Below are 22,238 nucleotides of genomic sequence, written 5' to 3'. Positions count from 1 at the left end.
GGACGTTGCCGCCGAAAATCGCTCTCGTCGAAACGGCCCGCCGTTCAGCGGGAGCGCGCTCCGGTGCGGCCGCTCGGGGAGCGAGAACGGTCGAAAAGCCGATTCGCCTCGGTGTCGTCGCCGACTTACAGACGGGTAACGTTCGTGGCGCGCGGACCCTTGTCCGCCTCCTCGATGTCGAACTCGACTTCCTGACCCTCTTCGAGGTCCGGGCCGCCGACGTCCTCCATGTGGAAGAACACGTCCTCGTCCGCGTCGTCAGTCTCGATAAATCCGTAGCCACCAGTGTCGTTGAAGAAATCGACTTCGCCTTTCGCCATTGCGACCGGAAAAGTGGGACTGGGACATAAAAGGATTCCGCGACTGTCCGGGGCGTGAAACGCCGTGTCACACGACCGTGACGTCCCTCGGAATTCGGAAACACGGAAGCGACCGCTGCGGTGTTAGTAACTACTATACGACCCCGGTTCAGAACCGTTAGGTATGAGTCAGTCGTACAATCGAGGCCTCATCGAGGACTTCTCCCGCTGGCGGGAGTTCGAGGCGGGGATGTGGGCGTGGATCTTCCACAAGTTCACGGGATGGGTGCTCATCGGGTACCTGTTCACGCACATCGCCGTCCTGAGTACGGGGATCCCGGCAGCCGGGGCGAGCGAAGCGGCGATCAGCGCGGGCAACGACGTGTACACGCAGACCATCGTCTCCCTGGAGGGGCTGCTGCTCGTGCGCATCCTCGAAGTCGGCCTGCTGGCCGTCGCCGTCTTCCACATGCTCAACGGGACTCGGCTCCTCCTCGTCGACCTCGGAATCGGACTCGAGGCACAGGACAAGAGCTTCTACGCGTCGCTGATCCTCACCGGAGCGATCACCGTCGCGTCCGTGCCGACGTTCATCGCGGGGGCGTTCTGAGATGGCCGAGCGCTACTCCTCGTTCGACTCCGGCGGTCGGATGTGGCTGCTCCAGCGGATCACGGCGGTGTTCCTGTTGGTCGTGCTGGCGTTCCACTTCTTCCTGCTCCACTTCGTCCACCACGCCGACGAGGTGTCGTTCCTCGCGAGCGCCGGCCGCATGGAGTCGCTGAGCTACTACTCGCTGATGGTCCTCTTCCTCGTGACCGCGACGTTCCACGGGGTCAACGGCGTCTACAACGCCCTGTTGAACCAGGGACTCTCCGGCACGAAACGCACCGTGATCAAGTGGACGCTCGTCGCCGCGAGCGTCGTGCTGATCGCGCAGGGAATCCGCACCGCGAACGCGTGGGCGGGCATCGGACTCTACTGAACCGACAATGAGCATCTACTGAACCGACAATGAGCACGCAAATTCCGAAGCAGACCGAGGAATCGACCGAGACCGACGCCGAGACGGAGCCGGCCTCGAAGGGCGACGAGCGCCGCGCCGAGAAGCGCCGCCGCGCCGCGGAGCGCCGCGAGCAGCGACAGGAGGAGGAGGCCGAGAAGGCGGCCGCCGACGAGAGCACGGTCGAACTGAAGGTGTTCCGCTACGACCCGCAGGTCGAGGGGAAACAGGAGCCGCGGTTCGACACGTTCCACGTCCCGTTCACGAAGGGGATGACCGTCCTCGACGCGCTGATGTACGCGCGCGACACGTACGACTCCTCGCTCACGTTCCGCCACTCCTGCCGGCAGGCGGTGTGCGGCTCCGACGCGATGTTCGTCAACGGCGGGCAGAAGCTGGCGTGTAAGACCCAGATCTCGGACCTCGAACAGCCGGTCCGCGTCGAGCCGCTCCCCCACGCCGAGGTGACGAAGGACCTCGTCGTCGACATGGAGCACTTCTACGACCAGATGGAGGCCGTCGAGCCGTACTTCCAGACCAACGAGTACCCGGACGGCGAGCTGGAAGAACAGCGGCAGGACCGCGAGAACCGCGAGAAGATCAAGATGTCTACGCGCTGTATCTGGTGTGGCGCGTGCATGTCCTCGTGTAACATCGCCGCGGGCGACAACGAGTACCTCGGACCGGCCGCGATCAACAAGGCGTACCGGTTCGCGATGGACGAGCGCGAGGGCGAGGATATCAAACAGAAGCGCCTGGAGATCATCGAGCAGGAACACGGCGTCTGGCGGTGTCAGACCCAGTTCTCCTGTACCGAGGTGTGTCCGAAGGACATCCCCCTCACCGAGCACATCCAGGAGCTGAAGCGCGAGGCGGTCAAAAACAACCTGAAGTTCTGGTAATTCCGACAGACAGTATCAAGGAACTCCGGAACCTACGAAATTACATACCAACAATGTACGAACACGACGTCGTCGTCGTCGGGGCCGGCGGGGCGGGACTCCGGGCGGCGATCGCGGCACAGGAAGCGGGCGCGGACGTGGCGATGGTGTCGAAGCTCCATCCCGTCCGGTCGCACACGGGCGCGGCGGAGGGCGGGATCAACGCGGCGCTTCGCGACGCCGACTCCTGGCAGGACCACGCGTACGACACGATGAAGGGGTCCGACTACCTCGGCGACGCGCCCGCGGTCGAGGCGCTCTGTCAGGAGAGCCCCGAGGAGGTCATCCGACTCGAACACTGGGGGATGCCGTTCTCCCGCGAGGAGGACGGTCGCGTCTCCCAGCGACCGTTCGGGGGCCTCTCGTTCCCGCGGACGACGTACGCGGGCGCCGAGACGGGCCACCAGATGCTCCACACGATGTACGAGCAGGTGGTCAAACGCGGAATCACGGTGTACGACGAGTGGCACGTGATGGATCTGGCGGTCACCGACGAGGACGACCCCGCCGAGCGGACCTGTCACGGCGTGGTCGGGTACGACATCCAGAGCGGCGAGATCAGCGGCTTCCGCGCCAGCGACGGCGTCATCCTCGCGACGGGCGGGATGGGACAGGTGTTCGACCACACCACCAACGCGGTCGCCAACACCGGCGACGGCGTCGCGATGGCGTACCGCGCCGGCGTCCCGATGGAGGACATGGAGTTCATCCAGTTCCACCCGACGACGCTGCCGTCGACCGGCGTCCTCATCTCCGAGGGCGTCCGCGGTGAGGGGGGTATCCTCTACAACGAGGACGGCGAGCGGTTCATGTTCGAGCACGGCTACGCGAACAACGACGGCGAGCTCGCCTCTCGCGACGTGGTCTCGCGCGCCGAGCTGACCGAGGTCAACGAGGGGCGCGGCATCGAGGACGAGTACGTCCACCTCGACATGCGCCACCTCGGCGAGGAGCGCATCCTCGACCGGCTGGAGAACATCCTCCACCTCGCGGAGGACTTCGAGGGCGCCGACGGCCTCGAAGAGCCGATGCCGGTCAAGCCCGGCCAGCACTACGCGATGGGCGGCATCGAGACGAACGAGTTCGGCGAGACCGTCATCGACGGGCTGTACGCCGCCGGCGAGTGCGCCTGCGCCTCCGTCCACGGCGCCAACCGCCTCGGCGGCAACGCGCTCCCCGAACTCATCGTCTTCGGCAAGCGCGCCGGCCGCCACGCCGCGGGCGAGGAGATGGGCGAAGCCGAGGTCACGACCGGCCGGTCCAGCGACTGGGAGCCGGCCGACTACGAGTTCGGCGTCGAGGTCGGCGAGACCGGCGGTTCGGACCCGGCCGCGGCCGACGGCGGCGCCGTGGCGACCGACGCGGAGAGCGTCGTCGGGGGCGCCGTCGACCGGGCGCAGGAACGCGTCGAGGAGCTGCTCTCCCGGGACGGCCGCAACCACGCGGAGATCCGCTCCGCCGTCCAGGAGACGATGACGGCCAACGTCAACGTGTTCCGCGAGGAGGGTCGGCTGGAGGAGACGCTCGAAGACCTCCGGGAGGCCCGCGAGGCGTACAAGGACGTCGCGGTGTCGGACCCGTCGCGGACGTTCAACACCGACCTCATCCACACGATCGAGACGCGGAACATCCTCGACATCGCGGAGGCGCTGACGATGGGCGCGCTCGCCCGCGAGGAGTTCCGCGGCGCCCACTGGCGGAAGGAACACCAGGAGCGCAAAGACGAGAACTGGCTGAAACACACGCTCATCTCGTGGAGCGAGGGCGAGCCGGAGCTGTGGTACAAGCCGGTCGTGCTCGAAGGCGAAAACAAGACGTACGAGCCGAAGAGCCGCTCGTACTGAATCGGTCGACGACGGGCGACCGTCCGCGGCGCCCCGACGCGGTCCCGCCGCGTCCCTCGCCGGGACCGTCCCGGTCTCACCTAATCGATCCGGATCGTTCACGGTTTCCTATCCGTCGACGGTCGAAACCGGCCGTCGAGACGCGTCGATTTGGGCTTCGTCGATCGACGTTGTCTCCGTAGATTCGAGGAAATTCGGGGAGGCAGACGCTCTTCGACGCCTTTCGAGTATTTCGACGAACGTTGAATAGGGGATTTATTATCGTCGAACCCAACCGTTCGGACAAGATGATCGAGACGGAAACCGCGTCCGCGGCGGCCCGCGCGCTGCCCGCGGAGCTTCAGTCCCCCCGCGCCAAGCTCGTGTACCTCTACCTGACCACGAACGGCGACGCCACGGTCTCGGAGATGGGCGAGTCGCTCGGGATGAAGAAGCTCTCCTTATACAGCATCCTGAAGACCCTCCGCAACGAGGGGCTCGTCGACTGCGACGGCGACTGTTACGTGCCGAACTGACCCGGTCCGCTCTCTATCGCATCGGTTCCCCGTTCGATCCGCCCGCTTCTCACCACACCGGTCTCCGCGCCGGAGCGTTTAGGGGCGCTCGGCGCTCACGTCGACCGTGGACGCGAACCAGACGGAGTTCGAGAACCCGTTCGCGATGGACCCCGACTGCGAGAACTGCGACGAGCTGTGCGGCGCCCGCGACCGCGTCGTTCACGGCTACGGCGACGTCGGCGCCGAGTTCCTCGTGGTCGGGACGGCGCCGACCGAGGCCGCGGAGCGCAACGGCGTCCCCTTCACCGGCCCGGGCGGGGGTGAACGCGTTCAATCGATCTTCGGTGACCTCGGCTTCGTTCGCTCGGCGCCGGACGCCGCGGAGCCGGACGTCCAGAACGTCTTCTTCACGAACCTGACGCGGTGTCGACACCCCGACCGCGAGCCGAGCGACTGGGAGGCCGAGACCTGCGAGCCGTTCCTCAACGCCGAGGTTCGGATGATAAACCCGCAGATCATCGTGCCGGTCGGCGAGCGCCCGCTCCGCGAGCTGGCCGTCGAGTACACGACGCGGCGGCCGGACTCCTTCGACGTCGACGCCGAACACGCGACGACGATCCGCGGCCGCGGCTTCGAGCTGGTGCCGATGCGGGATCCGGCGGCGATGACCGACGCGGAGGCCGACGCCTTCCGCGATCACATGCGGGAGAACGTGTTGAGCCGGGACTACCGGCAGACGAAAGGGCGGCGGAGCCGCTGAGCAGTACGTCCGCGGCCAGCGAAACTCAGTCGTCGAGGTCGACGTCGTCGAGGATCCCCTCGGTCGCGTCCTTGCTGTCCGCGCCGAACGCGCAGTCGACGATGATGTGTCCGCCGAGCGTCGTGGGTGAGATCACCTGATCAGCGCCGGCGCGGCGAAGCTTGTCGACGTTCTCGCGCTGCGTCACCGCCGCGACGATACGCACGTCGGGGTTGAGCTGTCTGGCGGTGAGGATGGCGAGCGCGTCGCGCGCGTCGTCCTCGGTGGCGGCGACGACCGCCCGGGCGCCGTCGAGGTTCACCCGTTCGAGCGGCTCCACGTCGCTGGGGTCCGCGGTGTACACCGGGATGTCGTGGTCGGCGAGCCGTCTCGCCACGGTCTCGTCGGGCGTCACGACGGCGTACTCGACGCCCTCGCGGGCGGCGAGCTCTTCGAGTATCGGTTCCGTCAAGTCCCCGTATCCTAACACGAGGACGTGGTCGTCGAGGAGGTCGATCTGTCTGTCGGTCATCTTTCCGAGTGCCTTGGAGAGCTGCGCCTCGATGGCGGGCGTGAGGAGGACCCCGAGCGCCACCGCGAAGGCGGCGACGTTCATCACGAGCGAGGAGAGCGCGAACAGCTGGGCGATGTCGGTTGCCGGGCTGATGTCTCCGTAACCGACCGTTGAGGCGGTGACGACGGTGAAGTAGAACGCGTCGACAATCGTCTCGGCCCCGTTGAACTGGTCGCGGAGGGCGTACGTCCCGACGGTCCCGTAGGCGACGGCCGTCACCAGCGCAGCGCCGGCCGCGAGCTGCGTCGGCGAGGGGGAGTACGACCTGTCGAACCGCCCGCGGTTGATCACGAGCGTCGGCATCGAGAGGACGGACAGCGCCACCAGCGGGAACGACACCACCGACGCCTGCATCAGCCCCTGTATCGCGGTCAGGGGGAGCAGCACCGCCGTGGAGTACCAGCCGACGCGGTAACCGTTCTTCAGCGCGAAGCCGCTGCCGAGCATCGCGAACCCAGTGATCGTTCCCGTGAACCCGACGGTCTGTCGGACGAAGTCGGGGACCAGCGGGGCGAGCGGACCGGAGACGCCGAGTCCACCGATCTGGGCCAGCCCGGCGAGGATCGACAGCACCGCGACCGCGAACGTCAGGAGTATCGACGCCCGAACGGTCACCCAGTCCCGGGTCAGCTCCATACCTCCGCGTCGCCGAGACCGAACTTAAACCCCGCGAGGCCGCATCGAGTCGGACGGCTTCGACGCCGGCCGTGGAGCGTGCTGGCGGCGTCGACGGCGGGTTCGACGCGACCCTCGCGCCGATACACGTTTAACCGCGCCGCCGGTTGAGGGGCGTATGTCGCTGCCCGTCGAGATCGTCTTCGGAATCTACCTCGGCGTCATCACCGGGATCGTCCCCGCGCTGGTGGCCGGGACTCTCGGGTTCGTGTTCAAGTACGTGACCGACGTGACGATCCCCGGGCTGGGGGTGGTCGTGTTGTCGCTCGCGATCGCCGGGGTCAACGGCGGGCTGCTCGCGCTCAACGACGAGACGATCCGGTCGTCGGAGCGCGCGCCGGCGATCCTCACGGCGATCGTCGTCGTGTTGATGCTCTCGCTGTACGCCCACGCGCAGGGCGACCGACTCGGCGCCAGCGTTCCCAAGCGGATCTCGCTCAAACAGCTCCGCGACCGGACGCTCTCGACCGACGTGATCGAACTCGTCGGCGGCCGCGGCCGCGTCTCCGTCGAGGTCGCCGGCGAGGTGAACGACATGGAGGGGTACCCGCCGCTGCCGGCCGAGACCCGCCGGGCGATCCTCGACGGCGACTGGACGTTCCCGGCCGACCTCCCGCTCGCGGAGCTGGAAGACCGGTTCGCGGAGCGGCTCCGGACCGAGCTCGACCTCGCCGACGTGGCGGTCCGGATCGACGAGCAGGCGCGCGCGACCGTCTCCGCCGCGCCGCCGACGGGGGCGCTCTCGAAGCGGGTGCCGGCCGGGAAGCGCGCGGTGTCGGTGTCGGCGCTCGTGCCGACCGGGATCGCCCGCGGGGACGTGGTCCGAGTGATCACGCCCGACCTCAGAACCGAGGGCACCGTGCTCGCCGCCCGATCCAGCGGGAAGCCGGAGCCGGGAGCAGTCGCGGCACCGAACTCCCCCGCCGCGGGCGACGACCCGGACCCGGACGACGACGCTCGGACCGACGGCGGGGAGGACGCCGTCGCCTCTCCGCCCGCGGCGACCGCGCCCACGACCACCGGCGGCGAGGGGCGGGTGACGCTCGCGCTCGACCGCTCGGAGGCGACAACGCTCCTCCGCGCCGACCGCGGGCGCGTGCTGGTGTTGTCGCGGGGAACCCGTCGCGAGTACGAGCTCACGGCCCTGCTGCGCCGGACCGGGAAGCGGTTCCGCAAGGTCTCGGTCGTCGCCGGCGGGCCGCTGGACGGCCACACCATCGGCGAGGCCGAGCTCCGCGAGGCGTACGACGTGGCCGTCCTCGCGGCCCGCCACGAGTCGTGGACGATCGCGCCCGGCGGGTCGCAGTCGCTGTCGGCGGGCGACGACCTGTTCGTCGTCGGGAGCCGCGACGCGCTCGACCGGTTCGCGGAGGTGGCCGCGTGACGCTCGCGCTCGGCGCCCTCGTCGGCGCGGCCGTCGATGTCGGCTTCTCGCGGCCGCGGCAGGCGGCGGTCGCCCTCGTCACGTTCGCGGTCGTCGCCGCCCTCGTCGCCGGGAGCGCGGCGCTGGCCTACCGCTGGTACTTCCGTGCGGAGATCCCCGAGGGCGTGACCGGGCTTATCGGAGTCTCCGTGGTCGCCTTATACCTCAACACGACCTCGCTGGGATCGGTCGCGGTCGGCGACAACCCGGCGCTGTTGGCGCCCGAGAGCGTGTTCTTCAACCTCGTCTCGCTCGGCGTGGCGGCGGTGATGGCCCCGGTCGGCCGGTACGCGGGCGACCGCCTCGCGGTCGACGTGTTCGCGCTCTCGGGGGCCAAACAGCTCGACGGCGAGCTGAGCGGGGTCGTCCGCGCTGTCGGGCGGTTCACGGCGGTGACGATCCCGCCGGCCGACGAGATCGGCGACATGGACACGTACGACCCCGTCTCGCCGGAGAAGAAGGCGGAGCTCGCCGAGACGACCCTGCTCTTCCCGCGGAAGCTCTCGGAGGCGGCCCTCCGCGAGCGGCTCGTCGCCCGGCTCAAGGAGGAGTACGGCGTCGGCTACGTCGACGTCGACCTCGACGCCGACGGAACGGTCGACTACTTCGCGGTCGGCTCCCGCGCCGCCGGACTCGGCCCGACGCTCGCGCCCGGATCGGCGGCGGTCGCGGTCTCGGCGGACCCGCCGAACAACGCGACCGTCGGCGACACGGTCCAGCTGTGGCGCGACGATCCGGAGCTGGAGCGAGTCGCGACCGGCGAGCTGCGCGGCGTCGCCGGCGACGCCGTCACCGTCGCGCTCGACGAGTCGGACGCCGAGCGCCTGACAGACGAGGGCGGGTACCGGGTCGTGACGCTCCCCGCGGAGCCGCAGGCGGACCGCGAGTTCGCCTCCCTGCTGCGGAACGCCGACGAGACGATGGCCTCCGTCACCGTCGCGGCCGGGAGCGACCTCGACGGGAGCACGGTCGGCGAGGTCGGGGCCGTCGTCGCCGCCGTCCGCCCGGCGGAGGGGTCCGTCCAGCCGATCCCGCCGCGGTCGTACACCTTCGACGCCGGGGATCTGGTGTATCTCGTCGGGCGCCCGGACGCGATTCGCCGGTTCGAGACGGCCGCCGCGGCGTCCGACGAGGCTGGCGGATCGGGCGGATCAAACGGGAGGGCGTCCGCGGCCGAGCGCGACGCCGAACTCGACGACGGCGACGGTATCGCCTCGACCGACGGCGGCGACGACCGCGACGGATCCGATCCCCCCGTCGGCGGGACGCAACGCTCTTGAGTCGCCCGCGCGGGGATCCGCGTATGGAGTGGAAGCTGTTCGCCGACCTCGCGGAGATCGCGGGCGGCCGCGCCGTGACCGTCGACGCGGAGCCGGGCGACACGGTCGGCGACGCCCTCGACGCGCTGTTGGACGCGCACCCCGACCTGCGGGACCGCGTCATCGAGGACGGGACCGTCGCGGACCACATCAACGTCCTCCGGAACGGGCGCAGCGTCCGTCACGACGACGGTCTCGACGCGACCCTCGAAGCGGGCGACGAGCTGGCGCTGTTCCCGCCCGTGAGCGGCGGGGGCGTCGGGCGATAGATCGGTCGTTTCAAACGCGCGCCGACCCCATCCGGAGCCATGACCGACAGCGACGAGGGGACGCGAGACGACGTCGCGGACGCGGCCGATGACGGGACCGACGACGCCGGTGACGCTGCCGGCGACGGCCACGATCACGACGACCACGGCGGCCACGAGCCACCCCGCGAGGAGTTCGGCGAGGACCCGATGGGCCACACCCGCGCGACGGCCGGGATGACGGTGAGCGAACTCGTCGACGGCTACGGCGACGCGGGGATCGGCGCCGCCGCGGTCAACGAGGCGGGCGACGTGCTCGCGGAGATGTTCGAGAACGAGGACTGTACCGTGTTCCTCTCGCTGGCGGGCGCGATGGTGCCCGCCGGCATGCGCCGGATCGTCGCCGACCTCGTCCGCGACGGCTACGTCGACGCCCTCGTGACCACCGGGGCGAACCTCACCCACGACGCCATCGAGGCGATCGGCGGGAAACACCACCACGGGCGCACTCACGACCCCGAGAAGAGCCTCCGCGAACACGACGAGGGGCTCCGCGACGAGGGGGTCGACCGCATCTACAACGTCTACCTTCCCCAAGAGCACTTCGCGGAGTTCGAGGGGCACCTCCGCGAGGAGGTGTTCCCGGCGCTCGAAGCCGACCCCGACGCCGAAGGCGGGAGCGGAGCGGGCGACGACGCCGTCTCCATCGCGGACCTCACGCGCGAACTCGGCCGCGCGAACGCCGAGGTCAACGAGCGCGACGACGTCCCGGAAGGGCCGGGCGTCGCGGCCGCCGCCTACGAGTGCGACGTGCCGATCTACTGTCCCGCGGTTCAAGACTCCGTGCTGGGGCTTCAGGCGTGGATGTACGCCCAGACCGCCGACTTCACGCTCGACGCGCTCGCGGACATGACGGAGCTGACCGACCTCGCGTTCGACGCCGACGACGCGGGCTGCCTGCTCGTCGGCGGCGGCGTGCCGAAGAACTTCACGCTCCAGACGATGCTGGTCACGCCCCGCGCGTACGACTACGCCGTCCAGATCACGATGGACCCGGAGGCGACCGGCGGGCTCTCGGGCGCGACCCTCGAAGAGGCGCGGTCGTGGGGGAAACTGGAGAAGGACGCGCGCAACGCCTCCGTCTACGGCGACGCGACCGTGATGCTCCCGATGCTCGTCGCCGCCGCCCGCGAGCGCGTGGAGTAAGCGTCTGACCGCGATTCCGACCGCACTACTTATAGCCCGATCTGCGGTGGCGCGTGCCTCCGAGTGGCCGCCGAAGGCGGCCGCGAGGAGCACGCGCGAGGGAGTCGGCCGGTCGGAGCGAAGCGGAGACCGGCCGACGAGGCTGGGGAGGCGTGAGGGCGGTTGCGGTGCTGTACGGGGTGGGACTCAAAGGGGCAGTCGCGAGGACGAAGCACGGCGCAGTAAGCACCGCAAAGAGCGAGCACCGCGAGCGACTGAGGAGCGCAGCAAGCCGCGCGAGTCCTCGCGGCTGGGGCTTTAGCGGTGTCCGCTACCGATCTGGTACCGACCGTTTCTCAAAGAGGGCATTCGGGATCGAGAGCGGCTCCCGCGCTGGAGTCAATTTATTCCCGCCCGTCCAGGTCCATCGCCTCGGCGAGCAGCGCGTGCGAGTCGAGCGCGTCGTCGTGGTCCGGCACGGTGTGCTGGATCATCACCTCGTCGACGCCGACACGGTCGGCCAGCTGCTCTAACAGCCCCGAGATCGTCTCCGGACTCCCGGAGATCGCCCGCGGCCACTCGTCGTCGTCGAGCGTCTCGGGCGTCGGCTCGGGCGCGCCGCCCAGCTCGTCGACCGCCTCCTCGACGGTCGGGGTCTCGTCGCCCAGTTCGCCGCGCTGCATGCGCCGGAACGTCGCCTCCGCGGGCGCGCGCCGCCGGGCCGCGGCCTCGTCCGTCTCCGCCGCGACCGCGTTGACCGCGACCATCCCGCGCGGCTCGTCGAGGCCTCCGGGTCCGGATTCGGGGTCGAACGCCTCGCGGTACGCCGCGAACGCGCGCTCGGCGAATCCGGGGCGGATGAAGGCGGCAAAGCAGTAGCGCAGCCCCAGCTCGCCCGCGAGCTTCCCGCTCGACGGACTCGATCCCAGCACCCACGGGACGGCCGGTCCCTCCGCTGAACCCGGCACGGACAGGTCGCTGTACGGGTGGTCCGGCGGGTAGTCGTCGCGGAGGTGGTTCACGACCGCCGTGATCCGCTCGCGGTGGTCCTCGTTCGGGTTCTCGACGCGCCGGTCGGTGCCGAGCGCGCGGTCCGACGCGGGCGAGCCGTTGGCGCGTCCCATCCCGAGGTCGACGCGGCCGGGGGCCAGGCCGTCGAGGACGCCGAACGACTCGACCACCTTGAACGGGCTGTAGTGGTTCATGAGCACGGCGCCGGAGCCGATCCGGATCGACTCGGTCGCGCCCGCGAGGCGGCCGAGGAGCACCTCGGGCGTGGTGCCCGCGAGGCGGTCGCCCATCCCGTGGTGTTCGGCGACCCAGAACCGCTCGTAGCCCAGTCGCTCGGCGTGGCGCGCGGCGTCGACCGTGTTCGTGAACGCGTCCGCCGCGGTGCCGCCGCGGGGGACCGGCGAGAGGTCGACGACTGAGAGGTCCATACCCCTGCTGGGCGACTGACCCGGTTAACGGTTGGCTCGCCGGCGGGGTGTTCGGGGAATCGAAACCGATCAGACGCGGTGGCGCGTGCCTGCGAGGCCGCCACCGGCGGCCGCGAACCGCCCGCGAGGGAGTCAGTCGCCGGAGCGGAGCGACGGCGACTGACGAGGCTGGGGAGGCGTGAGGTGCCGTGCGGAGCGGTGCGGGGTGGGACTCAAAGGGGCAGTCGCGAGGACGAAGCACGCCGACGTAAGCACTGGAAAGAGCGAGCGAGTGAAACAAGCGAGCGACTGAAGCGCGTGGTTCGAGAGAGCGAAGCTCTCTCGTCATCGCCAGAAATCTCCGATTTCTGGCTAGCAGTCAGAATCCGAAGGATTCTGACGACATCCCGAAAATCGAAGATTTTCGGGCGACAACGAGACGCGCGAGTCCTCGCGACTGGGGCTTTGGAGGTGTTCGTCGCTCCCCAGTTAGGTGTTCGTCGCTCCCCAGTTCCCTCTACATACACGCGCGGCTCACCGAGTAAAAGCGAGAAGAAACCGAAGAGACCGCAGTTCAGTTGTCGCCGGTCTTCGACTGCCAGGCGTAATCGCGACGCGAGGCGGAATCGCCGAAGCCGCACGAGGAGCAGCGCTCCTTTTTGATGTGGTAGGACTTCTCGCCGCAGCGTCGACACTTCACGTGGACCGTCTTGTTCTTCTTTCCTTGAGAGGGCGTACCTGCTCCGGTCATGCTTTGATGGTAACGACGTTATCGCCGCGTATAATCGTTGTGTCTTCGATCGCGACCGCGAACTCGCCGTCGAGGTCGTCGTCGACGCGGTCGTCCACGTCGGTCTCCGGTTCGATGACGACGTTCATGTGCTGGTCGTAGCCGCCCAGGACTCCGTAGTACGTCGTCCCGTCCTTCAGGTGTACCGTCACCGGCTCCTCGAGCGACGCTTCGAGCACGTCGAGGGGTCGTCCACTCATTGTCCGTACCGCCGCCCGTCGCGGTAATAAAAATACCGGGACGCCGGTCCCGAGACCGGACGGTCTGACACGAATCCGGTCGCTCCAGCCGCCTGCGGACGAGTCAGTTCGCTCCGGAATCCGCTTGCTCCAGCCGCTCGCGAACGAACGCGGCCGCTGCCGGGACCGCGCTCGCGTACAGGTCGGCGTACGCCAGTTCCGCCTGGCTCCGCCGCGCCGAGCCGTACCCCTCCTCGATCCGATCGGCGACGTAGCCGACTATCTCCAGTCCGGGGCGGACGAGCCGCGTCGCCAGCGGGTCGTCGCGGTCGACGACCTCGCTCACTGTCGTCCGCGCCCGTTCCGCCGCCGACCGAACCGACGCCTCCGTGGGAGCGTCCCGGTGTTCGCCGCCGCGGATCTCCTCGACAGTCGCTCGCAACGCCTCAATCTCGGCCAACGAGGTGCCGGACTCGATCACGGCGGTGGCGTGGTCGCCGGCGTCGATCGCCCGCTCGACGTCCTCGGCCGCCGACTCGACCCGAGTCTCGCTGACGGCCGCCAACTCCTGTGCGACCGTTCCGCTCAGATCCTCGTCGCCGAGCGGATCCTCGCCGTCGGTACGCTCGCGGACGGTCGCGTGCGTCCGGCTCACGGACCCCCGCAGCCCGTCGGCGGCCGCGACCAGCGACGCCCACCGCGCCGCCGCCCCGTCGCGCTCGGAGAGGAACGCCTCGCGGACCCCCTCCGCGTCGGCCGCGGCCGCCGCCGCGCGCTCGACCCGGGCGACCGCCTCGCCCGCCCGGAAGGGTTCAGCGACCGGATCGGCGGGGTACGTCACGCGCGGCTCGACGTAGCTCGCGCACTCCCCGAGCAGCGACTCGACCGGCTCGTACGCCAGCACCGCCTCCACGGCCGATTCGCCCCGGTACTCGATACCGGAAGCGAGCGCCCCGCGGTCGTCGCGGATCGCGCGGCGCCTGGCGGCGAGCTCCGACCCGTCGTCCGCCCCGGTGGCCGCCCGATACGCGCCGCGGACCTCCGCGGCGTCGCCTCGGCGCCGTCGCCACGCGGAGAGGGTATCGACCGGCCACTCCTCGGGTATCGCGGCGTCCGCTCGCCGGAGCGCGCGCTCGCGGTCGTCGCCGACCGCCGCCGCGACCGCGGCGTTGGGAACGTCCGGGTCGGCCGGCACGTCGGCGAGCATCTCGCGGGCACGCGTCTCGTGGGCGTCCGCGAGCGACGCGGGAACGGTCACGGGGTACGGCGACGCCGGCCAATCGATCGGTCCGACGGCGTCCGAGGGAAGCGACGGAGGGGCTTCGCGACGCTCCTCGTCGCCGGTGAACGGGAGTCCCGAACAGCCGGCGAGCGCCGCCGCGCCCGCCGTCGCGACCCCGGCGAGGAGCCGGCGGCGCGAGCTCGACCCGCGGCGCGAACCCGGTCCACGATCCGGACCCGATCCGCGGGTCACGCGCCATCACCGTCGGTTTCGGACGAGGCCGACGCGTTGAACACGGTCGGCGGCTCCCCCTGCTGACAGGAGCTACTCATGCCGCTTCCGCTGCCGGTCGAGCGGCTGGCCGCGACCGGGAGTCGGATCGCGAACCCGACGGTGTGGAACGCGTCGCCCTCGCACTCGACGTCTGCCGGGCGGTACGCCTGGCAGAAGTCGGCGTGCGGGTGGAGGTCGTCGTCCGCGAGCTCGTCGCGCTCGACCGCCACCGACCGGAACCGGACCTCTCGACACGCGTCGACCGACATCGCGAGCAGGTACACCGACGCCGCGTCGAAGTCGGTCGCGGCGCAAAACGACCGGAGCGTCTCGCCCGCGTCCGTCTCGGCGAAGGTGAGCGCCGCGAGGTCGGCGTCCGCGACCAGCACGCGTCGCGTCGCTCGCCGCTGGAGCGCCCGCTCGTCGGCGGATAGCGACGGCAGCCCGTCGTCCGCGGTGACCAGCGCGCCGCCGCGCTCGTCGCGCGCTTTTTCGAGTTCGTACCCCTCGATCGGTCGCTCTCCGGTCGGGTAGCTGTTCGACGCGGTTTCGCTGCCGGAGCAGCCGGACAGGGCGGCGATCCCTGACGCGACCGCGAGGAGGGCCCGGCGGCGGGGGATCTCTGCCATCGTCGGCGGTTCGACTGAGAGCGTGAAACGCTTTGTGGGACTCGTTCGGAGCTTCCGCCGTCAGCTCAGTCGAAACGCGGTCCCTCGTCGCCGCGTTCGGACGCGAACCGCCGCCGCGCGACCGAACCCGGGAGTTTTTAACGTGGGCGGGAGTACGCCGAGGTACCACACTCCCGCGGGACACGGTGAGTCGCGACGACTCGGCCGTAGCGGGGCCTCAACGACGCGCGGTACGACGTAGCGCCGACGGCTCCTTGCGGGGTTTCAGTGACCGACGCCGACCACGGCGTCAGACACGCACACCATGGAAATAGAAATTGCGACACTCGGCGGTTACGAAGAGGTCGGTCGACAGATGACGGCGGTCCGAGCGGGCGAGGACATCGTCATCTTCGACATGGGCCTGAACCTCAGTAAGGTCCTCATCCACGACAACGTGGAGACCGAAAGCATGCACAGCCTCGACCTGATCGACATGGGCGCCATCCCGGACGACCGGGTCATGAGCGAGCTCGAGGGCGACGTCAAGGCGATCGTCCCCACCCACGGTCACCTCGACCACATCGCGGGGATCCCGAAGCTCGCCCACCGCTACGACGCGCCGATCGTCTCCGCGCCGTACACGATCGAGCTGGTGCGCCAGCAGATCGAAGACGAGGGGAAGTTCCAGGTCGACAACGACCTCGTGAAGATGAAGCCGGGCGCCACGATGGCGATCGGCGACTCCGAGCAGGTCGAGATGGAGTTCGTCAACGTCACCCACTCGATCATCGACGCGATCAACCCGGTCCTCCACACGCCCGAGGGCGCGATCGTCTACGGACTCGACAAGCGACTGGACCACGACCCCGTCATCGGCGACCCGATCGACATGGAGCGGTTCCGCGAGATCGGCCGGCAGGACGAGGGCGTCCTCGCGTACATCGAGGACTGTACGAACGCCGGCCAGAAGGGTCGGACGCCCTCCGAGTCGTACGCGAAAAAGCACGTCGAGGACACGCTGAAATCGATGGAGGACTACACCGGCGGCATCGTCGCCACGACGTTCTCCTCCCACATCGCCCGCGTGAAGACCCTCGTCGAGTACGCCCGCGAGATCGGCCGGCAGCCGGTCCTGCTCGGGCGCTCGATGGAGAAGTACTCTGGCACAGCTGAACGGCTCGATTTCGTCGACTTCCAGGGCGACGTCGGCATGTACGGCCACCGCAAGTCCGTCGACCGCGCGTTCAAGCGGATCATGAAGGAGGGGAAGGGGAACTTCCTCCCCATCGTGACGGGCCATCAGGGCGAGCCGCGCGCGATGCTCACTCGCATGGGCCGCGGCGAGACCCCGTACGAAATCGACGACGGCGACAAGGTCGTCTTCAGCGCGAGCGTCATCCCGGAGCCGACCAACGAGGGCCAGCGCTACCAGAGCGAGCAGCTCCTCCGGATGCAGGGCGCGCGCCTCTACGACGACATCCACGTCTCGGGCCACCTCCGCGAGGAGGGCCACTACGAGATGCTGCAGGCGCTCCAGCCCCAGCACCTCATCCCCGGTCACCAGACGCTGAAAGGGCGCTCGCCGTACGTCGACCTCGCGAAGTCGCAGGGGTACAAGCTCGGACGTGACGTCCACGTCACGCAGAACGGGTCTACCATCCAGCTCGTCGAATGACGAGCGAGACGAAGGAGGCGCGGGTGTTAGAGGCCATCCGCGAGCGGCGTGACCTCGTCAACGCCGCTATCGACGAGGAGCTGCCGGTACAGGAGCCGGAGCGACTGTACGAGGCGACCCGGTACATCCTCGAAGCCGGCGGGAAGCGGCTCCGCCCGACGGTGGCGACGCTGGCCGCAGAGGCGGTCACCGGCACCGAGCCGATGGACGCCGACTTCCGCGCGTTCCCGTCGCTCGACGGCGACGACGTCGACGTGATGCGGGCCGCGGTCGCCATCGAGGTGATCCAGTCGTTCACGCTGATCCACGACGACATCATGGACGAGGACGACCTGCGTCGGGGCGTCCCCGCGGTCCACGAGGCGTACGACCTCTCGACGGCGATCCTCGCGGGCGACACGCTCTACTCGAAGGCGTTCGAGTTCATGACCGAGACGGGCGCCGATCCGCAGAACGGGCTGGAGGCGATGCGGATGCTCGCGTCGACCTGTACCGAGATCTGCGAGGGGCAGGCGCTCGACGTCGCCTTCGAGAGCCGGGACGACATCCTGCCGGAGGAGTACCTCGACATGGTCGAGCTGAAGACCGCGGTGCTGTACGGCGCGTCGGCGGCGACCCCGGCCCTCCTGCTCGGCGCCGACGAGGAGGTCGTCGACGCCCTCTACCGGTACGGGATCGACTCCGGGCGCGCGTTCCAGATCCAAGACGACGTGCTCGATATCACGGTCCCCTCCGAGGAACTGGGGAAGCAGCGCGGCTCCGACCTCGTCGAGGGGAAAGAGACGCTGATAACCCTCCACGCCCGTCAGCAGGGGATCGACGTCGACGGGCTCGTCGACGCCGACACGCCCGCTGAGGTGACCGAGGCGGCCATCGACGACGCCGTGGCGGCGCTGGAGGAAGCCGGCTCCATCGAGTACGCCCGCGAGACCGCAGCGGACCTCACCGCGCGCTCGAAGGAACACCTCGAACTGCTCCCCGAGAGCGGCTCTCGGAGCCTGCTCGAAGACCTCGCGGACTACCTCATCGTCCGCGGCTACTGAGCGGGTCGTCCACTGCGTGGGTCGGCCGCGACGCGGACATCGGCGGACGAGCCGGTGGCGCCGTTCACCGTCGCCGGCTTCGCGGTCATCGCCTTCGGATTCGGCCTCCTGAAGCGCCGCGAGATCGCCGACGCGGCCGCCGGGATCCGATTTCCGGGATAGAAAAGTCGGCGTTGCGCCGGGGCGCGAACCGGTTACGCGGTCGCGTTCCCGGACGGGTCCGTTTCGTTTTCGGACGGGTCGGTCGGCGTCGTCGTCCCGCCCGGCGAGATCGTCGCTCCCGGCGGGACCGCGCCGCCCGTGCCGGTCGCCGGTCCGAACGACACGTCGGGGTTCGGTCCCGTCACGAGGAAGTCCGCGACGTTACCGATCAGGACGCCGTTGTCGGCGCGACCGGCGTTCTCCGGTTCGAGGAAGCTCGAGTCTCCAATCACCGCGAGCGAGTCGCTTCGGACCGCGACGCCGTAGGAGCCGGCCTCCCGGGTCGTCGACAGCCGCGACGTCTCCGCGGTGGCGAGCGTCGCCGAGTCGCCGGCGGCGCCGATCGGCGCGGCGCCGCGGAGGACGACCTCCTCGACGCCCGCCGTCAGCGTCCCCGGCCCGGTCGGCTCGACGAGCACGCTGAGGTAGTTCGCGTCGTTGTTCTCCATGTCGTACACGTAGCCCGCCTCGCCGTAGACGCCGAACGGCGAGCCGAAGTCGGTGAGCGCGCCGGCGCCGCCGGGATCGCTCGTGACGAGCGTCCGGCCGCCGGCGTCGACGAACGACTCGACCGCGTCGGCGTCGGTCGCCGACAGCGCGCCGGGGGTCGTGGTGACGAACGCGTCCGCGTCCGAGAGCATCGACGACAGCGGCTCCGCGGTCGCCGCCCCGCCGTAGAACCGGACCTCGTGGCCGTTCTCGACGAGCGCCGCGGTGAGCGGCGCGACGCCGCGCTGGACGCCGCCGAGCGACCCGATGTCCGCTCCCGCGGGCGCATCGCCGTCTTCGATCGGCAGGATCGACGTGCCGCCGCCGACTCCGGCCGTCACGCCGCCGAGATGGACGACGACGGTGTTGGACGGCTCGGTGCTCTCCATCTCGACCTCGCCGCCCTCGCTCACCGTCTCCGGTTCGACCGAGTCCAACTGCCAGTGGTCGTCCGCGACCGACTCCGTCTCGGGCGGCGCGTCGTCGAGGACGACCCCGCCGACGGCGGCGACGCCGACGACCGCGAGGAAGACCAGCGCGAACGCGCCGACCGTCGTTCGCAGGTCGACGCTCATTCGCCGTCACCTCCGTTCGCCGCGGCCGCGTCGTCGGTCGTCGCGTCTCCGTCGCCACCGGCCGTCGTCTCCGCGTCCGCCGCGTCGCCGTCCGCGGGCAGGCGCCCGGTGTAGCTCGTCATGACGACGTCGTCGCCGACGGTCTCGTCCCACGCCGCCGGCGCGACCGCGAGGACAAGTCCGTCGCCGAGTTCCTCCTCGGCGCCGCCGGCGACGACGACCGTCCCGTCGTCGCGCTCCAACAGCGGGATGCTGGTCGGCACGGGGCTTTCGGTGCGGCGCGTGTCGACCGCGTAGTCGTCGATTCCCGCCTCGGCGGCGGCGTCGGCGACCGCGCCGTCGACGAAGCCGAACTCGTCGGCGAAGCCGTTCTCGACCGCCTCGGTGCCGAGGTACGCGTCGGCGTGTGCGATCGCCTCGCGGTCGAGTTCGATCTCGTCGCCGCGCTGTTCGATCACGTTCTCGATGAAGAGGTTCGCGAGCGTCTGTCGCCGCTCGCGCTGGGTGTCCGGGTCGCTGCCGGACTTGTCCGGTCCGGTCGTCCCCGCGTTCGGGCCGTTCGGGGCCGGCGCGGTGCCGGCGACCCCGACGCTGCCGACCGCCTGCGCGGAGGGCGCGACGTAGATCCGGTCGGCGGGCGCGATCGCGAGGTAGGCGCCCGACGCGCCGAGCGTGTCGACGGCGGCGTACACGGGCATCACCGACGCGGTGCGGTCGACCGCGGCGTACATCCGCTCGCTCTGTGCGGGCAGGCCGCCGCCGCTGTTGACCTCGAGGACGACCGCCTCGATCGAGTCGTTCGTCCGGGCGTCGCGGAGGTTGTCCTCGACGTGTTGGGCCGTCGCCGAGTCGATGCTGCCGTCGATCTCGACCACGGCGACCGTCCCGTCGGGACCGGTCACCGCCCCGTACACGCCGGGCGCGACGAGCAGGCCCGCGGCGACCGCGAGGACCGCCGCGACGCCGACCGCGTGTCGGGTCTCGACGCGGTCGAGGAGCGTCGCGTCCGCGTTGTCCCCGCTCGACCGCCCGGCGCTCGGCGCCGAGCGCGTGGCGGTCGAGCGGTCGCCCGTCGCGACCTCCGCGTCGTCAGTCGGTTCGTCCGGTGTCCTCGAAGGCGGATCCTCGGAGCTCATCGAGTCGCCCTCGTTCGATTCCGCAGTCGTCGCGTCGTGTGTTGTGGCGTCGTCATCGTGAGTTCGCTCGCGCGTCGGTTGCTCGTCGATGCGTCTCGGTTCCGTCGCGGTCGTCGCCGTCGCTCACGCGTCGGCCACCTCGATCGGATCGCCGACGGCGGCGCCGAACAGCGACGCGTGAGAGGCGAACAGGTCGCTCTCGGCGGCGGCGTCGACGATCACGGTCCGCCCGTGTCGCGCGACGGTCGCGTCCGAAAGGGAGGTCTCGCCCTCGCGGGCCGCCCGCGCGATCGCTTCGGCCGTCTCCCTGTCGAGGCGTCGGGGGTCCGCGACCGCGCCGTACCGCAGCGCGACGCTCGGCGCGCCGGCGTCAGTGTTCGCGTCGCCGTCCGGGACCGTGTCTCCGCTCCCGGACCCCCCGTCGGTCACGCGGAGCGACGCCCCGACCGCGCCCGACGCGTCGAGCGCGGTGCGGAGCTCGTCCGGCGCGTCGGCGAGCAGGTCCCGCAGGTGATCGCGGGCGTCCGATCCGAGGTCGACGCACACCGTCGCGTCGCCGCCGAGCAGCGAGGGGAGGGGGCCGTAGCTCGCGGTCGCGCCCGCCCGCCGCCGCTTCTCGCCGTCGATTCCGGCGTCGCGGTGCGTCGCGGCGACGGCGGGCGTCGGGCCGTACGCGGCCACGAGTTCACCGGGGGCCACGGCGACCGCCGACCCGAGTCTCGGCGCCCGGAACCGAGCGAATCCCGATCCGTCGTCCGACTCGCGAGTCACCTCGGGATCGGCGTCGAGCTCCGCGGCGAGCGCGGCCGCGTCGACGTCGCCGACCGCGACGGCGCACCCCTCCGGCCCGTCCGCGGTGAGCGCGGCGCCGCCGGTCGCCTGTCGCACGGCGGCGATCGACACGCTCTCGTACCGGTCGAGAAGCCGTCGGACCCGGGTTCCGATCCCGCTCGGGAGGCCGGTCGCCGTCAGGACCGCCGGATCGATCCGCCCCGTCACGACGGTGTCGACGGAGCCGGACGCGGTCGCGGCCGGGTCGTAGGTTCCGGCGGCGACCGCGGAGCGCGGCCCGCCGGACTCCGCGTCGGCACGGTCGCTCGCCGTCTCGTCGCGGTTCGAGTCGGCTCCGGTCGCGGCCGATTCGACGGCGAGGGTCGCGTCGGGCGGCGGCTCGGAGGTCAAGGCACCGATCGGTCCGGCGACTCCCAGCCCGGTCGCTGCGAGCGCCGCTACGCGCTTCGCAAACGCTCGTTTGGAGGGCATCGTTTCAGGTGAATCGTGACAAGTAATAATACTACCGGGTGGCGGCCGGCGATAGTGGTCCCGCCGCCGGTCGATTCCCGGTTAGTCCTCGAGCGCGGCGATGTCGTCGAGTATCTCGACGGCGTGGTCCTCGGGGGAGACGCCCTCGTACGCGAGGACGACGGTGCCCTCGCCGTCGAGGACGTACGTGTTCCGGAACACGCCGTCGAAGGTGTTCCCGAACATCTGCTTTTCGCCGTAGGAGTCGTACGCGCTCGACACCTCGCCGTCGGGGTCCGAGAGCAGGGTGAACGGGAGGTCGTACTCCGCGGCGAACGGTTCGAGGTCCTCGACGGGGTCGTCGCTGATCCCGACGACGGCGATCCCTGCGTCCTCGAATGCGTCCCACTCGTCGCGGAAGGCACACGCCTCGGCGGTGCAGCCGGGCGTGTCGGCGCGCGGGTAGAAGTACACCACCGTGTGAGCGGCCGCGGCCGGGTCGACGCTGACGGTCTCGCCGCGGTGGTCGGTGAGCGTGATCTCGGGTGCGGAGTCGCCCGGTTCGAGCATACGGATCGACTCTCCTCGAACGGGTTAGGGGATTCGGTCCCTTTTTAGGCACTACTCGTCACCTATCGG

23 protein-coding genes and 1 pseudogene are annotated in these 22,238 nt (G+C 70.1%); 13 read left to right on the top strand and 11 right to left on the bottom strand.

Annotated elements, in window-relative coordinates; translation table 11 throughout:
* Positions 1-125: 125 nt before the first annotated feature.
* The gene (locus J2744_RS10700; RefSeq protein WP_004046659.1) at positions 126-320 is read right to left on the bottom strand and encodes a cold-shock protein; all 195 of its coding nucleotides are present in this window, start codon (positions 318-320) and stop codon (positions 126-128) included.
* Between the two features lie 163 nt (positions 321-483).
* Between J2744_RS10700 and sdhC the strand changes: the two genes are divergently transcribed.
* The 6 genes from sdhC (at position 484) to J2744_RS10670 (ending at position 5,342) form a co-directional block, all read left to right on the top strand.
* The gene (gene sdhC, locus J2744_RS10695; RefSeq protein ID WP_210113348.1) at positions 484-909 is read left to right on the top strand and encodes a succinate dehydrogenase, cytochrome b556 subunit; all 426 of its coding nucleotides are present in this window, start codon (positions 484-486) and stop codon (positions 907-909) included.
* A 1-nt stretch (position 910) separates the two neighbouring features.
* Positions 911-1,282 carry a succinate dehydrogenase hydrophobic membrane anchor subunit gene (locus J2744_RS10690; protein WP_210113347.1) on the top strand — a complete coding sequence of 124 codons (372 nt, stop codon included), beginning with the start codon at positions 911-913 and terminating at the stop codon, positions 1,280-1,282.
* Between the two features lie 29 nt (positions 1,283-1,311).
* Positions 1,312-2,202 carry a succinate dehydrogenase/fumarate reductase iron-sulfur subunit gene (locus J2744_RS10685; protein WP_210113346.1) on the top strand — a complete coding sequence of 297 codons (891 nt, stop codon included), beginning with the start codon at positions 1,312-1,314 and terminating at the stop codon, positions 2,200-2,202.
* 53 nt (positions 2,203-2,255) lie between these two features.
* The gene (locus J2744_RS10680) at positions 2,256-4,085 is read left to right on the top strand and encodes an FAD-binding protein (protein WP_210113345.1); all 1,830 of its coding nucleotides are present in this window, start codon (positions 2,256-2,258) and stop codon (positions 4,083-4,085) included.
* A gap of 287 nt (positions 4,086-4,372) precedes the next feature.
* The gene (locus J2744_RS10675; RefSeq protein ID WP_210113344.1) at positions 4,373-4,600 is read left to right on the top strand and encodes a helix-turn-helix domain-containing protein; all 228 of its coding nucleotides are present in this window, start codon (positions 4,373-4,375) and stop codon (positions 4,598-4,600) included.
* Between the two features lie 106 nt (positions 4,601-4,706).
* Positions 4,707-5,342 carry a uracil-DNA glycosylase gene (locus J2744_RS10670; RefSeq protein ID WP_210113343.1) on the top strand — a complete coding sequence of 212 codons (636 nt, stop codon included), beginning with the start codon at positions 4,707-4,709 and terminating at the stop codon, positions 5,340-5,342.
* 25 nt (positions 5,343-5,367) lie between these two features.
* Here the strand turns inward: J2744_RS10670 and J2744_RS10665 are convergent, their stop codons facing one another.
* On the bottom strand, positions 5,368-6,531 hold the full coding sequence (locus J2744_RS10665; RefSeq protein ID WP_210113342.1) for an NAD-binding protein: 1,164 nt from the start codon (positions 6,529-6,531) through the stop codon (positions 5,368-5,370).
* A 157-nt stretch (positions 6,532-6,688) separates the two neighbouring features.
* Here J2744_RS10665 and J2744_RS10660 point away from each other — a divergent pair, with 157 nt between their 5' ends.
* The 4 genes from J2744_RS10660 to J2744_RS10645 are packed head-to-tail and all read left to right on the top strand — an operon-like array spanning position 6,689 to position 10,766.
* Positions 6,689-7,954, top strand: coding sequence for a potassium channel family protein (locus J2744_RS10660; protein WP_210113341.1), 1,266 nt, complete (start codon positions 6,689-6,691; stop codon positions 7,952-7,954).
* Positions 7,951-9,273: a TrkA C-terminal domain-containing protein gene (locus J2744_RS10655; RefSeq protein ID WP_210113340.1), complete on the top strand. Its 1,323-nt coding sequence runs from the start codon at positions 7,951-7,953 to the stop codon at positions 9,271-9,273. The genes J2744_RS10660 and J2744_RS10655 overlap by 4 nt, the downstream gene beginning before the upstream one ends.
* A gap of 23 nt (positions 9,274-9,296) precedes the next feature.
* On the top strand, positions 9,297-9,581 hold the full coding sequence (locus tag J2744_RS10650) for a ubiquitin-like small modifier protein 1 (RefSeq protein ID WP_210113339.1): 285 nt from the start codon (positions 9,297-9,299) through the stop codon (positions 9,579-9,581).
* Positions 9,582-9,620: 39 nt separating this feature from the next.
* Positions 9,621-10,766, top strand: coding sequence for a deoxyhypusine synthase (locus J2744_RS10645; RefSeq protein ID WP_210113338.1), 1,146 nt, complete (start codon positions 9,621-9,623; stop codon positions 10,764-10,766).
* A gap of 383 nt (positions 10,767-11,149) precedes the next feature.
* On the opposite strand, the gene J2744_RS10640 is transcribed toward J2744_RS10645, so the two are convergent.
* The 5 genes from J2744_RS10640 to J2744_RS10620 form a co-directional block, all read right to left on the bottom strand.
* Positions 11,150-12,184, bottom strand: a complete 1,035-nt coding sequence (locus J2744_RS10640; protein WP_210113337.1) for an LLM class flavin-dependent oxidoreductase — start codon at positions 12,182-12,184, stop codon at positions 11,150-11,152.
* Between the two features lie 553 nt (positions 12,185-12,737).
* Entirely contained in the window at positions 12,738-12,914 is a 177-nt protein-coding gene (locus tag J2744_RS10635) for a 50S ribosomal protein L37e (RefSeq protein WP_210113336.1), read from the bottom strand.
* Positions 12,911-13,153, bottom strand: a complete 243-nt coding sequence (locus J2744_RS10630; RefSeq protein ID WP_210113335.1) for an LSM domain-containing protein — start codon at positions 13,151-13,153, stop codon at positions 12,911-12,913. Before J2744_RS10630 ends, J2744_RS10635 begins: the two co-directional genes overlap by 4 nt.
* 103 nt (positions 13,154-13,256) lie before the next feature.
* Positions 13,257-14,606, bottom strand: a complete 1,350-nt coding sequence (locus J2744_RS10625; protein ID WP_210113334.1) for a hypothetical protein — start codon at positions 14,604-14,606, stop codon at positions 13,257-13,259.
* Complete coding sequence (locus J2744_RS10620) at positions 14,603-15,256, bottom strand: hypothetical protein (RefSeq protein WP_210113333.1); 654 nt, start codon at positions 15,254-15,256, stop codon at positions 14,603-14,605. The genes J2744_RS10625 and J2744_RS10620 overlap by 4 nt, the downstream gene beginning before the upstream one ends.
* A gap of 304 nt (positions 15,257-15,560) precedes the next feature.
* On the opposite strand from J2744_RS10620, the gene J2744_RS10615 reads away from it, so the two are divergent.
* The 3 genes and pseudogenes from J2744_RS10615 to J2744_RS10605 form a co-directional block, all read left to right on the top strand.
* Positions 15,561-16,913 (top strand): ribonuclease J, encoded by a 1,353-nt coding sequence (locus J2744_RS10615; RefSeq protein ID WP_210113332.1) that lies wholly within the window; start codon positions 15,561-15,563, stop codon positions 16,911-16,913.
* The gene (gene idsA3, locus J2744_RS10610) at positions 16,910-17,956 is read left to right on the top strand and encodes a geranylfarnesyl diphosphate synthase (protein ID WP_210113331.1); all 1,047 of its coding nucleotides are present in this window, start codon (positions 16,910-16,912) and stop codon (positions 17,954-17,956) included. Before J2744_RS10615 ends, idsA3 begins: the two co-directional genes overlap by 4 nt.
* A 45-nt stretch (positions 17,957-18,001) precedes the next feature.
* Positions 18,002-18,118, top strand: a pseudogene (locus J2744_RS10605) (DMT family transporter); the annotation flags it as partial.
* 32 nt (positions 18,119-18,150) lie between these two features.
* Here J2744_RS10605 and J2744_RS10600 read toward each other — a convergent pair.
* The 4 genes from J2744_RS10600 to J2744_RS10585 form a co-directional block, all read right to left on the bottom strand.
* Positions 18,151-19,221, bottom strand: a complete 1,071-nt coding sequence (locus J2744_RS10600) for a hypothetical protein (protein WP_210113330.1) — start codon at positions 19,219-19,221, stop codon at positions 18,151-18,153.
* Positions 19,218-20,357 carry a S49 family peptidase gene (locus tag J2744_RS10595; protein WP_210113329.1) on the bottom strand — a complete coding sequence of 380 codons (1,140 nt, stop codon included), beginning with the start codon at positions 20,355-20,357 and terminating at the stop codon, positions 19,218-19,220. Before J2744_RS10595 ends, J2744_RS10600 begins: the two co-directional genes overlap by 4 nt.
* Before the next feature lie 123 nt (positions 20,358-20,480).
* Complete coding sequence (locus tag J2744_RS10590) at positions 20,481-21,620, bottom strand: hypothetical protein (protein WP_210113328.1); 1,140 nt, start codon at positions 21,618-21,620, stop codon at positions 20,481-20,483.
* Positions 21,621-21,701: 81 nt separating this feature from the next.
* Positions 21,702-22,169 carry a peroxiredoxin gene (locus J2744_RS10585; RefSeq protein WP_210113327.1) on the bottom strand — a complete coding sequence of 156 codons (468 nt, stop codon included), beginning with the start codon at positions 22,167-22,169 and terminating at the stop codon, positions 21,702-21,704.
* Positions 22,170-22,238: the final 69 nt, after the last annotated feature.

It is taken from the genome of Halorubrum trapanicum (assembly GCF_017873555.1).
Taxonomy (GTDB): Archaea; Halobacteriota; Halobacteria; order Halobacteriales; family Haloferacaceae; genus Halorubrum; species Halorubrum trapanicum.
This window is presented reverse-complemented; position numbering and strand designations above follow the sequence as displayed.